14 protein-coding genes and 1 riboswitch are annotated in these 12,980 nt (G+C 36.2%); of the genes, 8 read left to right on the top strand and 6 right to left on the bottom strand.

The annotated features are described in order from the left end of the window. The first annotated feature begins 257 nt into the window (after positions 1–257). The 3 genes from BK577_RS01845 to BK577_RS01835 all read left to right on the top strand — a co-directional run bounded on the left by BK577_RS01845 (position 258) and on the right by BK577_RS01835 (position 3,669). The gene (locus tag BK577_RS01845) at positions 258–1,490 is read left to right on the top strand and encodes a S1C family serine protease (protein WP_078431351.1); all 1,233 of its coding nucleotides are present in this window, start codon (positions 258–260) and stop codon (positions 1,488–1,490) included. Positions 1,491–1,743: 253 nt separating this feature from the next. After that, on the top strand, positions 1,744–3,204 hold the full coding sequence (locus BK577_RS01840) for a PAS domain S-box protein (RefSeq protein WP_169908056.1): 1,461 nt from the start codon (positions 1,744–1,746) through the stop codon (positions 3,202–3,204). A 24-nt stretch (positions 3,205–3,228) separates the two neighbouring features. Further along, complete coding sequence (locus tag BK577_RS01835) at positions 3,229–3,669, top strand: GNAT family N-acetyltransferase (protein ID WP_078431349.1); 441 nt, start codon at positions 3,229–3,231, stop codon at positions 3,667–3,669. A gap of 134 nt (positions 3,670–3,803) precedes the next feature. Here the strand turns inward: BK577_RS01835 and BK577_RS01830 are convergent, their stop codons facing one another. Then, a complete protein-coding gene (locus BK577_RS01830; RefSeq protein ID WP_078431348.1) occupies positions 3,804–4,628 on the bottom strand; it encodes a manganese catalase in 825 nt (274 codons plus the stop codon). Positions 4,629–4,773: 145 nt separating this feature from the next. On the opposite strand from BK577_RS01830, the gene BK577_RS01825 reads away from it, so the two are divergent. Further along, positions 4,774–5,565: a DUF2935 domain-containing protein gene (locus BK577_RS01825; RefSeq protein WP_078431347.1), complete on the top strand. Its 792-nt coding sequence runs from the start codon at positions 4,774–4,776 to the stop codon at positions 5,563–5,565. 60 nt (positions 5,566–5,625) lie between these two features. Here the strand turns inward: BK577_RS01825 and BK577_RS01820 are convergent, their stop codons facing one another. Genes BK577_RS01820 through BK577_RS01810 form a run of 3 tightly spaced genes read right to left on the bottom strand, consistent with a single transcriptional unit; the run spans position 5,626 to position 6,875 of the window. Then, entirely contained in the window at positions 5,626–5,943 is a 318-nt protein-coding gene (locus BK577_RS01820; protein ID WP_078431346.1) for a DMT family transporter, read from the bottom strand. 1 nt (position 5,944) lies between these two features. Continuing rightward, entirely contained in the window at positions 5,945–6,289 is a 345-nt protein-coding gene (locus tag BK577_RS01815; RefSeq protein ID WP_078431345.1) for a DMT family transporter, read from the bottom strand. Continuing rightward, positions 6,282–6,875 carry a TetR/AcrR family transcriptional regulator gene (locus tag BK577_RS01810; protein ID WP_078431344.1) on the bottom strand — a complete coding sequence of 198 codons (594 nt, stop codon included), beginning with the start codon at positions 6,873–6,875 and terminating at the stop codon, positions 6,282–6,284. The genes BK577_RS01815 and BK577_RS01810 overlap by 8 nt, the downstream gene beginning before the upstream one ends. Before the next feature lie 184 nt (positions 6,876–7,059). Between BK577_RS01810 and BK577_RS01805 the strand changes: the two genes are divergently transcribed. From BK577_RS01805 to BK577_RS01790, 4 genes are all read left to right on the top strand, one after another. Then, positions 7,060–8,256 (top strand): D-alanyl-D-alanine carboxypeptidase family protein, encoded by a 1,197-nt coding sequence (locus BK577_RS01805; protein WP_078431343.1) that lies wholly within the window; start codon positions 7,060–7,062, stop codon positions 8,254–8,256. Between the two features lie 79 nt (positions 8,257–8,335). Then, positions 8,336–8,512 (top strand): twin-arginine translocase TatA/TatE family subunit, encoded by a 177-nt coding sequence (gene tatA, locus BK577_RS01800; RefSeq protein ID WP_078431342.1) that lies wholly within the window; start codon positions 8,336–8,338, stop codon positions 8,510–8,512. A 273-nt stretch (positions 8,513–8,785) separates the two neighbouring features. Next, a riboswitch (cyclic di-AMP (ydaO/yuaA leader) is annotated at positions 8,786–8,943 on the top strand. Positions 8,944–9,074: 131 nt separating this feature from the next. After that, positions 9,075–9,731 carry a potassium channel family protein gene (locus BK577_RS01795; protein WP_078431341.1) on the top strand — a complete coding sequence of 219 codons (657 nt, stop codon included), beginning with the start codon at positions 9,075–9,077 and terminating at the stop codon, positions 9,729–9,731. Between the two features lies 1 nt (position 9,732). Further along, positions 9,733–11,052 (top strand): TrkH family potassium uptake protein, encoded by a 1,320-nt coding sequence (locus tag BK577_RS01790; RefSeq protein ID WP_218970487.1) that lies wholly within the window; start codon positions 9,733–9,735, stop codon positions 11,050–11,052. Positions 11,053–11,101: 49 nt separating this feature from the next. On the opposite strand, the gene BK577_RS01785 is transcribed toward BK577_RS01790, so the two are convergent. Both BK577_RS01785 and BK577_RS01780 read right to left on the bottom strand, forming a co-directional pair. Next, a complete protein-coding gene (locus BK577_RS01785) occupies positions 11,102–11,827 on the bottom strand; it encodes a ZIP family metal transporter (RefSeq protein WP_078431339.1) in 726 nt (241 codons plus the stop codon). Positions 11,828–11,945: 118 nt separating this feature from the next. Beyond that, positions 11,946–12,953: an ABC transporter substrate-binding protein gene (locus tag BK577_RS01780; protein WP_078431338.1), complete on the bottom strand. Its 1,008-nt coding sequence runs from the start codon at positions 12,951–12,953 to the stop codon at positions 11,946–11,948. Between the last annotated feature and the right edge of the window lie 27 nt (positions 12,954–12,980).

Raw genomic sequence — 12,980 nt, 5'->3', positions numbered from 1 at the left:
CTTGATTCTTTCTCGTTCACCTTTTTCACAATTTCCCATAATTCTCTCATTATTATCCCAAAGTCTTTTCATATACTTAAGCTAATCAAATAGCAAGTAAATAAAGTTGAATCCAAAAAGGAGATCTAAAAAACAATGAGAGCTATTATTTTTACAGGTATTTCTCTACTCTTACTTTTAATCGTCATTGGTGGATTTGTAAGTTCACAAGGTGCTTAAATATAAAATTTTAAAAAGAATAACAGGAGGAAGTTAACATGGGATATTATGATGAAACTGAAATAACAAGAGAACATAAAAAACCTCGTAGAAGCTTTAAACCAGTTCTTTCTTCCATCATTAGCGGTGTCGTTGGTGGAGCACTTGTACTGGGAGTAACTACTTTTACTAACGATCAACAACCAAGTGTCAAAGAAACTAACCAAGCTGTCGAAACAGCTGCTCAAAATGAAAGTTCAACCTCTACGGCTAATACACAAGCACTATCAACAGGCTCAAATTCAATTGCTGATATAGTAGACAGCCTTTCACCGGCAATTGTAGGTATTACAAATTTACAAACGCAAAAAACTGGAGACATCTTTCAAAACTCCACAGGTGAAAGTGTTGAAAGTGGAACAGGTTCAGGAGTGATTTTTAAGAAAGAGGGAGACGCTGGTTATATAATTACAAATAACCATGTGATAGAGGGTGCACAATCCATCGAAGTCACACTTTATAGCGGTGATAAAGTTGAAGCAGAATTAGTTGGAACAGATGCATTAACAGACATTGCTGTATTGAAAATTAATGCTGAGCATGTAGAGGTCGTAGCTGAGATGGGTGATTCTTCAGAGCTTCGTACAGGAGAAGATGTTATTGCAATCGGAAATCCGTTAGGTGAAGAGTTCACAAGAACTGTCACACAAGGGATTATAAGTGGAGTTGATCGAACTATTGATGTTACAACTTCTGAAGGAAATTGGGCGCTGGATGTTCTGCAAACCGATGCAGCGATAAACCCTGGTAATAGCGGGGGTCCTCTTATCAATATGAGTGGACAGGTTATCGGGATCAATAGCTTAAAGATTACTGAAAGTGGTGTCGAGGGTTTAGGATTTGCTATTCCGAGTAATGATGTGCTACCTATTGCTGAAGAGTTAATGAATAATGGTAAAATTCAACGGCCATTCCTTGGAGTAGGTTTGGTAGAGATGAGTGAAATACCTCAGTATTATTTGCAAGAACAAATGAACCTGCCAGAGGATGTAAAAGAAGGTGTGGTCGTTGGAACTGTCTCACCAAACTCCCCGGCTGATGAGGCAGGATTACAGCAACAAGATGTGATCGTTTCTATGAACGATCAGGCGATTACGAATGCAAGTGACCTAAGAAAGTTTCTATATACTGAGACAGAAATAGGTGATGAAGTAGATGTAACGTTATACCGTGCAGGTAAAAAAGTTACTGTTAAGATCAAGCTAACAACTAGTGAAGCCACAAACGCATAATACTCACATCTTGCAATAGGAAAAGCCATTACTCTTTATATAAATAATAAAGCTGACATGATGGAATGATCTATCCCCCTTCGGATCATTTACTGATTGTCAGCTTTTTCGCTTTTTTCACCAGAGTGAATGAATCATTATGAAAAAAGGGAAGAGTTTGAAAACTAGATAGTGTACAATAAAAAATGGGTACTAGTTCATGCATACATATCTATTTAACTAGATTCTTATGAAAACTAGGAAGGGGAACACCATGAATAGCATAAAAATAGAGAAAAAGAGAGAGAAACTGGAAACCTTTATAAGAGAGAGTGTGTTAGTTAAACAACTGTTTGACGGGTCAAAGTCTGAAGCTTATTATGCTATGGATCTAGAAGGGAATTATGTAAAAGCAAATAAAGCATGTGAAAAGGTATCGGGATATACACAGGATGAATTAATTCGTCTCTCTTATAAAGAGCTTATCATTAATAAGCATCTTGAAGATGTAGATACAAAGTTTCAGTACTCAATAACAGGAGCTATTCAAAAATACGAATGTACGATTATATCAAAAAGCAACAACAAAGTGGATTTGGAAGTGACAAATTCTCCGATCATTGTGGATAATGAGATTATTGGTGTATATGGAATAGCCAAGGATATCACGAATTCTAACGAACAAAAAAAGAAGCTTAGGGAAAGTGAAAGGCTCCATCGCAGTCTGATAGAGCATTCTCCTGATGGAGTGATCATCATCCAAGAGCAACGTGTTGTTTTTGCGAATAAAAAAGCTTCGGAGTTACTCGGAGGAAATGATGTTAAGGATATTTTAGGAAAAGATGTAAGCGGATTTTTCCGGGGGTATTCAAGCAGGCTTATTAAAAATTTAAGCATGGCAGAAAAAGGGCAGGCATCAGATTTACACGAAGTAAAAATGGTACAGCTTAACAATAAAGAAATAGATGTTGAGGTTAAGACCATTCCTACAATATTCTTAGAGGATCAAGCAGTTTATTTTATTATTAGGGATATTACAGAACGAAAACTGGCACATGAAATGATGATTAACTCGGAAAAATTAACAGTTGCCGGACAATTGGCAGCTGGTATAGCTCATGAAATTCGCAATCCGATTACAGCAATAAAAGGATTTTTGCAGTTAATGGATAGCGGAAAAAACTATAATCAAGAATTTTTTTCAGTGATCTCTGCTGAAATTAATCGCATAGAAATTATCCTGAGTGAACTATTGGCATTGGCCAAGCCGCAATTAGAACGGTATCGCCATATAGAAATTCAAAATATTTTAAAACATGTTGTTGCCCTTACCAAATCTCAAGCAATACTACACAATGTACATATAAAAACAAAGTTCCATTCAGACCCTTTATTTATATTATGCGATGAAAATAAACTTAAACAGGTATTTATTAATTTTATAAAAAATGCAATAGAAGCAATGGAAAATGAAGGGACTATTACACTAACTATTGACCAACACGATGATTATTTTGTTGTGGTAAACATTCAAGATCAAGGACCGGGAATACCGAAAGAGATCCTTGATAAAATAGGAAAACCTTTTTTTACAACAAAAGAAAATGGTACAGGTCTCGGGGTAATGGTTAGTTTTGAAATTGTGAAACATCATAATGGAGCTATCAGTATTGATAGTAATTCTAATGGAACAACTATCTCGATTCAACTTCCAATGACCAAGTCTTGTGAATGAATTGTAAAAGAGTGAGGAAAATCTATGGAGATTAAGACGAAACGATTAAACATCAAACCTTGTACAAGAGATTTATATGAAAGCGACGAAGAAGTAAAGCCTCATATCCAACTCTATTTGGAAGAATTGGAATCCGATCAAGAGCTAATTGGGTGGGGAGTGTGGCTCGTATTCTCTCAAACGGATCACCAATTAATAGGGGATATAGGTTTTAAAGGAAAGCCTGTTGATGGTGTTGTAGAAGTCGGATACGGAATTTCTCCTGACGAACAAAACAAAGGGTATGCTACCGAGGCAGTTGAAGCATTAGTTAACTGGGCTTTTCAAACAGGTAAAGTAAATAAAATCGTGGCAGAAACCTTAAAAACAAACGAGGCATCAATACGTGTATTAGAAAAGCTGTTCATGAATAAAGTGGAACAGGACGAACATATGGTATATTGGGAAAAACATATTTTTCATTAAGTAAATGAAGGTCCTCATATTGAAGATGAGGACCTTTTTTGTCTATCAGAATTTATAAGTTTTGTAATTAGTTTCAGTGTCTAGCTCCAGCGCCTAGCCCAAGGCTGACCAAGGCGCTTGCGCTTTTCTTAGTATTAACAACTACTTGGTGGTGTGTCATGGTACACTGGCGGTGCTGGTCGTAGGACTGGTTTTGGTGCGTGCGGTTGTGGGTGCTGGACATATTCAAATACACCTTGACCATCCATACTTGGCCCACTTGCCCAACGGCCCTGTGCACTTTCTTCACCTCTTGATAAATTCATAAATTTATATGAAAATGCCTGTGCTTCCAAATGTATTGGGAATGTACTTGGTACGGTTCGCCCTTCCTTCGCTTCAAGCTCTGCAATAGCCGCTAACCATTGATTTTGATGCATACGATCTCTTGCGATTAAGAATGACAGCATATCTTTAACTCCGCGGTCATCTGTTGCTTCATATAAACGAACAGCTTGTAATCTACCTTGTGACTCAGCATTTAAATTTGCCCTAAAGTCAGCTAATAAATTGCCACTTGCAATAATATAACTTCCCATCCATGGTACTCCGGTACTATTTACAGGGAGTGCACCGAGTCCTGAAACAATGGCATGCTGTGGATTCATACCGCCCAGAACTGCCTCAATGACAGGATTTTTGGCAGCCTCTTCCTGATCTTTAAGAGGTGCGTTATCAAGTAATCGACCAATCATGGTTGCCAACATTTCTATATGTGCAAGTTCCTCTGTTCCTATATCTAATAACATATCCTTGTATTTTCCTGGACATCTTGTTGCCCAGCCTTGAAATAAGTATTGTAGGGCAACTGATATTTCACCAAATTGACCACCTAATATTTCCTGAAGCTTTTTGGCATAAACAGCATCCGGACGATCGGGTTTCGCATTGTATTGAAGTTCCTTGATGTGAAAAAACATGAAGAAACCCTCCTTGTTTATATTGTGTGAACATGGATATATATACTCCTTGATGAAATTGTCCTATTCCTCATTTATTCTCCTTTTACTAATACAAGCTCTATAAACATACATATAAATGAAGATTGTTGAGAGGAGGAAAAAGATGAAAACATTTGAGGAAGCTGCAGCATTTGAACATCAATTTTGGCTACAGGTACTCGGGGACCATGCAAGATTTATTCTGGAATCATTGGTTGTAATGGAAACACAGGATATTGAAAAAGCGAAGAGATTTAGAGATATATTTGATACCTTATTAAAAAAATCAAGAGAACAATCTAATCTAACATCCTTAACATTAGAAGCTGAGGAGTATGCTAAGGAATTTCGTGAGTTTAAGCTTTCAATCATTAAAAGACATATTTCAGGGGAAATAAAGATTCATCTCACACCTACCTTTATTAATCATATGGTGAATGAGCTCGAAGAATATTTACTTGTTCTCTCTTATTTAAAAAGAAAGGAAGCACCACCAATCTTTCACGAGCTGCATCATCACTTATTGTGGCTATTAGATGCTGCAGGCCATGCAGGAGCTATTTCCGATGAATTAGATGCAACCGAAAAAAAATTAAAACGGAAAAGTAATGAATATGTAAAAGAATTTGAAGAGTTTTATATAAAAGCGGTCGAGTTATCGGGATACTTACGAGCTAATATTGATTCATTTCCTGCGTTAACAAGAATGAATAAAGAAGTTCAGCTTGAAATTGAGTTGTTTAGAGGATTCTTGGCTGAAGTTGAAGAAATGGAGCTGAATAAGGAAATGCTCAGCACGTTTTCACCTTTGATGGCAGATCATATGATGAGAGAGGAATGTTATTACTTAATGAAGGTGGCGGAATCGGCTCAAACTAAAATGCCATCCTGTGATCCGACAAAACCCAGAATATAAAAGAGTAGGATGGCAGTCGTTTATACGCTGTCTTCCTACTCATGAATTCCTAAACAATATTTAAGATGGCAAAAACTTTAATCCAACAGTCGCGGATATGATCAAAGCAATAAACAAAACGCGTTTCCATTCTGCAGGTTCTTTTAAGAACAAAATACCAAATAGTGCACTACCAGCTGTTCCGATTCCTGTCCAAACAGCATAAGCGGTTCCCATAGAAATCGTTTCTAACGCGAACGTTAACAACAAAAAGCTCGTACCAAACCCTAAGACCAGAAATAGTCCATTTAAAAGATTCTTTTTCTCATTGAAACGGGCAATTGCAGCAACACCTGCTACTTCACAGAGACCGGCTAAAATTAGAAAAAACCAATCCATCTTAGTTCTCTCCTTTCACAGGCTGACCAGGTTCAGTAGTAACCATTTTTAAGCCAACAACCCCTGTAATGAGGACAGCACATAATATAAGCTTTAACCAGTTTACCTCACTTGAAAAGAGGACAAGCTCGACAATGACTGTACCAGCAGCTCCCAACCCTGTAAACACTGCATACACAGTACTAATCGGAAGCTTTTTAGTTGCAGTAATTAATAAATAAAAACTCACGAAAATACATATCACGGTACCAGCCCACTCCAAGCCAGTTGTAGCATGCTTTAACCCTGTTACCCAACTAACCTCAAAAAATGTTGATATATAGACAAGAAACCAATACTTATTCATTTTTGTGTTCTTCCTCCTTTTGAACCGTAATTCCTCTCCAAAAAATGTTCCAGGAAGCATGAAGTCTTCTTTGAAATCGATCTCTTCCACTATATAGAAGCTCAATTTGAAGGGAATCAATAAGTGCGATATAGGAAATGGCTACTTCTTCCACCGATACTTGAAAAGCCGTTCGTTGCGCCTCTAAATACTGAAACAAAAGAAGCTCGATACCATCTAAATATTGATACACCTTCTCCATCATTTGCTCATACAAATGGGAGGGGGGAAGAAAAGCGTTTCTTAACAAAAACATGGTGGATGGATGTGTCTCATAGCGTTTGCCATAGTCAGATAAAAACTGAAAAAGCTTATCATGTAATGATAGTGTGTGATAACTTGAAAAATAATCTTGTAAATATTGTTTTTCATCTATGATTACTTCTTCGAGTATCGTGAAATATAATTCGTCTTTACCAGCAAAATGTGCATAAATGGATTGTTTTTTTATGCCGACATCTTTGGCAATAGTTGCAAGAGATGTGCCATCATAACCATTTTGTGCAAATTGAATTAAAGCAGCCTTTTTAATTTTAGAAGCAGACATATTATCAACCTTCCTTACGTTCGTCAGTCTATAGTATAAATTCTCTTTTTGTGAGAGTCAATCCCTCAATTACTAGTAGGAAATAAGTAGGGTTAGTTTCAAAATACTGACATTGCTTTTTTCAGTTAGGGCTTGTTATTCTATTCAAGAAAGAATAAGAACGATAAAGTATAGGAGTAGCATCATGAAAAAATTCTACCTTAAGTATGTTCTGATTGCTTTCGTCATATGCTCATTTATATTGCCAAAAACCATGGAAGTGGATGCTGCCGCAAACATGGAGAATAAGAATTTACAGCTTTATAGTGAAGCTGTTGTTCTGATTGATGCTGATTCAGGAGAGGTCCTTTACGAAAAAAATAGTAAAGAGAAGCTTCCACCGGCAAGTATAACGAAAATTGCTACAGCCATATATGCAATTGAAAAAGGGAATATAAATGATCTTGTGACTGTTAGTGAGAATGCAAGAAATGTGGATGGTACGAGAGTTTACCTGGAAGCAGGTGAACAGGTTCCATTAAAAAAGTTAATCCAAGGCTTAGTTATTAATTCGGGAAATGATGCAGGAGTTGCGATTGCAGAACATCTTAGTGGTTCTGTTGAACAATTTACCGAAGATTTTAATGAATTTTTACAACAAGAAGTGGGAGTAGAAAATACCCATTTCTCAAACCCGCATGGACTTCATGAACCAGATCATTTAACAACAGCAGAGGATATGGCCAAAATTACGCAATATGCTATACAAAATCAAACATTTAGAGACATTTTTCAAACGAGTGAATTGAAATGGGATGGAGAGAGTTGGGATACAACTCTTATTAATCATCACGAAATGGTAAGAGACAAGGAGTATGAAGGAATCGCAGGTGGAAAAAACGGGTTTGTCCAGGAAGCGGGATTCACTCTTGTCACAACAGCTGAACGAGAGAATATAAGTTTGATTGCTGTTACGCTAAATTCAATGTACAGTCAGCAATCCTACGATGACACGATCACCTTATTGGATTATGGTTTTGAACACTTTGAAACAGATCTTGTACTAAAAAACGAAAAATTTACAGATGGATTTGATCATTCCTTCCTGGTTACAGAAGATACATCGTTTACAAAACGAAAGGGAGAAACGATTGAAAAAGAGGTAAGTCCATCTGGTGAGCTTATCGTCAAGGGTGAGGATCAAAGGATTATAAAAGAAGTAGAACTTGATCAAGTTGAAAATAAAGAGAAAAATGAACAAATGAAAAGTGAGATCGTTACAAATGAAGAAGTGGTAAATGATAAGAAAGAGGACCTTCATTTATCCATCATTGTTCCAACAGCTGTTATCATTGGTCTATTTATTTCACTTCTTTTTTATTTTCAAGTTAGAAAAATCTAAAAAGTTATTTTGATTCTATAATAAGATTCATTTATAATTTTAGGTAAAGTCTATCACTCTTTAAGAAAGAAGTGTTCACATGAATTTGGGTTTCGGTGAAATCTTACTTATCTTGTTTGTCGCTTTATTATTATTTGGACCAAAAAAATTACCAGAACTGGGAAAAGCAGCTGGTAAAACACTTAGAGAATTTAAAAATGCTACAAAGGGCCTTATGGATGATGAGGAGCCTGCGAATAAAAAAAGTAATCACTAAATGATATGGACACAGCAGATGATGCTTGTGTCTTTTTTTGTTTTGTAAAATATATCCTAGGAAAAGAATAAAATAAGACGATTGAATAAGAAAACAATAGATGTAAACGATTAATTGCGTGATTTTGAACAAATATTATCAAAAAATGAACTTTTTCATGCTTTACGATTGATTGGTGAGGGGAGTAAGATTACATTCATAAATAATATGAATCATTAAGTTAGTCGACTACTTATTAAGAAAAGCACGTTTTCAAACAAAAAAAGAATAGATGATCAAAGATCGCTTAATCCTATAAAAATAGGAGCGGGGGACCCATGAAAGTGTCTTAACAGACTTGGGGTGAATCAAACATCTTAATCGATGGTTTGTAGGGCTACTCTTTTGCCCGAATCCGACAGCTAACTCCGTAAGCGTTAAAGGGTTGACCATGTGCTTATGAAAAGACACAGGGACTCACTACCCTTGTGTCTTTTTGGGTTGTTTTGAAACATATGTGTACACATTGTTTTAACAAGACATTAGTAACTGACTACATTATGCATTGAAAGAAGGAATTTTTGTGAAGAAGCAATTTGCAGTATTTGGCTTAGGTCGTTTTGGTGGAAGTCTTGTAAAGGAGTTTCATGAGCTTGGAATTGAGGTTCTTGCGATTGATAAGAGTGAGGAAAAAGTCCAACAGTATGCTGCTTATGCGACACATGCAGTAAGCGCAAATGCCATAGATGAAACGATCTTAAAACAGCTGGGGGTTCGAAATGTGGACCATGCATTCGTATCATTTGGTGATGATATTGAAGCAAGTATTTTAACATCTCTCATTTTAAAAGATCTAGGCATTCCGCAAGTATGGGCAAAGGCTCAAAATGACTACCATCAAAAGGTATTAGATAAAATTGGTGTAAACCGAGTGATTCATCCTGAGCGGGATATGGCAAAGCGAATTGCCCATCATATTATATCTGAAAAAATGATTGATTATATAGAGTTATCAAGGGAGTACAGTCTTGTAGAAGTCGTTGCGACAAAAAAACTATGTAATAAGACAATTTATGATTTAAATATCCCTTCTAAATATGGCTGTAATATTGTTGGTATTCAAAGAGGAGAAGACATTTGTGTATCACCTTCAGATGACGAACGGATTACAGTAGGTGATGTCTTACTGATAATTGGTAAAAATAAAGATATTATTAATTTTGAAGAGTCTGGTATGTAAAGTGAAAAAATTCATTAAATTGAATCCCTCACAGTTGCTGGTACTTGTTTTTGTTGTGTCGATAACAGTAGGAACATGTGTTTTAAAGTTACCGTTCTCTACTCATGAGGGGATTAAATGGGTAGATGCATTATTCATTAGTACCTCAGCGATGACGGTAACAGGTCTTGCAACAGTAGATCCGGCTACAACCTTTACAACCTTTGGTCAGTTTATTATTGCCGTGCTTATTCAAGTTGGCGGTCTTGGAATCATGTCATTTGCCGTGTTAATTTACATGATGGTAGGAAAGAAGATAGGACTTAAAGAAAGATTGCTTATGCAACATGCTTTAAACCAAACATCAGTTGGTGGAATTATTAAGCTGGTGAAATACTTGTTTGTATTTTCGATTACGATTGAACTTATTGCGATGATCTTCCTTTCTATTCGGTGGGTCCCGCAATTCGGATGGACTAAGGGGTTGTTTTTTAGCTTTTTTCATTCAATCTCAGCTTTTAACAATGCAGGTTTTGCACTTTGGTCAGATAATCTTATGCAATATGTAGGAGATCCTTTAGTGAATATTGTTATATCAATATTATTTATCATTGGAGGAATTGGTTTTACTGTTTTAGTCGATGTGTGGAAAAAGAGAAAGTTCAAAAAACTATCACTTCATACTAAATTGATGATTATTGGCACTCTTATTATTAATATTGTTGCAATGCTGTTTATCTTTTGTATGGAATATAGTAACCCTGAAACACTGGGTCATTTCACATTAAAAGACAAGCTTTGGGCATCTTATTTCCAAGCTGTTTCACCTAGAACTGCCGGATTTAATACAATTGATATTGGAAGCATGGATGAAACAACATTGTTTTTTATCATTATTTTAATGTTTATCGGAGCAGGTAGCGGATCTACCGGCGGAGGAATTAAATTAACGACAGCCTTAATTATAGCACTAGCGACTATAAGCTTTTTAAGAGGGAAAAATGATATTGTTGTATTAAAAAGAACAATAAATACATCCTTTCTCTTGAAAGCTCTCGCAATTTCAATGATAAGTATCGTATTTGTTATTCTTGGTATCTTGCTATTAAATTTAACAGAGAGAAATGCTTCATTTATTGATATCATGTTTGAAGTGGTATCAGCCTTTGGTACGGTCGGTCTTTCTGCAGGGCTCACAGTGACACTATCATCTGTTGGAAAACAGCTTATTATCTTCATTATGATCTTGGGCAAACTTGGTCCATTAACCTTAATGTTTTCTTTAGCAACACCATCAAAAGAAAAGATTCGTTATCCCGAAGAAGATATTTTAACTGGATAAATAAAAGAAGGGGTCTCCATTTTAATTTGGAGATGCCCCTTTTAATCGTTTATATGCTTGCCAAAAACAATGAAGCCAAGAGACCTAATGAAGCAACGAAGCCTACAACTGCACCACCTTCCTCAAATGCTTCAGGCATCATTGTTGAAGAAACCATCGCAAAAATTCCGCCAGCTGCAAAAGCAGAAATAATTGAAACAAAGTGACTTGGTGCATGTTGAAGAAGTGCAAAACCTAATAAAGAGCTAATGGATGAAAGACACACAACGATTAGCCACATAAGCAATATTTTCTTACGTTTATAGCCATCATGTTTCAATCCAACAGTACTTGAAAGACCCTCAGGAAAATTACTAATTAAAACAGCAATAACCATTAAGTAGCTAACCGTTCCCTGTTCAAGTAAACTTACTCCAATAATAATCGATTCCGGAACGGCGTCAATAATTGTCCCGATAAAGATTGATAAACCGGAATGATTTTCAGATCTCTTTTTTGATCGCTTTCGTTCACTTCCTCCTTTTTTTGAAATAATTGCCTCAGAAAAAGTGAAAACTAAGGCTCCGGAAAGAAATCCAAGTGATGTTGCCCATAAACCACCTACATTTACTGCTTCTGTCAACAATTCAAATGAAGCAGCTCCTATTAATACACCTGTACCAAATGACATAATCAATCCGGTTATCTTCTTAGGAAGATTGGTGAAAAGCCCTACCAACGCTCCAAAGAAGATGGGTGATCCGGCAAAAGCACCCCAAAAAGCTGCCTGAAGCAAGATAGCTCATCTCCCATTTTATGTTTAGGATATTGCTATTTTCCCCTTTTTTAATGAAGAAAAAACAAAAAGTTAAACATAAATAAAAGACAGCCAACATTGTTAGCCGCCTTTTATCTTATTCAGCAATCAATTTTTTTTCAATATCATCTAAAAGTAAGTTAGCTGCAATGACCCCACCGGCAGTATTCCAAATTGCATCATCAACTTTATATGCTTTTTCCGCTTTCACCACTTCTAGGTTTTTCCATAGAGAATCGTTTGTCCATTCTTCTTCCGTTTTAGTTGCTTCAGTATCACCGGGTGGTGCGTAGGTGAAGTAGAATAGAATATCAGCATCTAATTGTGGAATAATTTCTTTGCCAACTTCACGCATAAATAAATCATCTGGATTATCCTTAAATAACTCTTGAACCGAACTTGAATGTTTTAATCCAAGCTTGTCAAAAATGACTCCAGAAAATGTATCAGTATAATAAACTCTTGTCATACCTGCCATAAAGCGTACAACAGAAACTTCCTGATTTACTTTATCGCCTAGTGAATCCTTCAAAGATGTAATTCTTGATTCAAATTCAGTAATGATCTTTTTGCCTTCTTCTTCACGATTTAGTGCTTTTGCATATAAATTAAAGTTTTCCTGCCAGTCACCTCTTAATGTCTCAGAGAAAACAGTTGGTGCAATAGCCTTTAGTTGTTCGTATACTTTTTCTTGACGCATTTTATTTCCGATAATTAAATCAGGTTTTAGTGCAGCAATGGCTTCCACATTTACTTCACTCTCAGTACCAACCACTTGAACATCAGTCATTTGATCTGAAATATGATCATACCAAGGCTCACCAAGCCAAGATTGAACAGCGCCAACCGGAGTTACTCCCATTGCCAGAAGAGCTTCCGTTCCTTCATTCGTTAAGATGACTACTTTTTCCGGAGTACCAGTAATTTCAGTAGTACCCATAGCATGTTCAACTGTATATGTTTCTTCTGCAGGTGTATCACTTCCATCTTTAGCACCTTGAGAATCAGTTGTTTCTTCATTGTTATTACCACATGCAGCAAGAATAAGAAGAGTGAAGCTTAGTAAAAATAATGATAACCATGACTTTTTGTATGTATTGCTCATGTTTTGACCTCCGTTGTTGATAATGAT

Source organism: Metabacillus halosaccharovorans, from assembly GCF_002019635.1.
Lineage (GTDB): Bacteria > Bacillota > Bacilli > Bacillales > Bacillaceae > Metabacillus > Metabacillus halosaccharovorans.
This window is presented reverse-complemented; position numbering and strand designations above follow the sequence as displayed.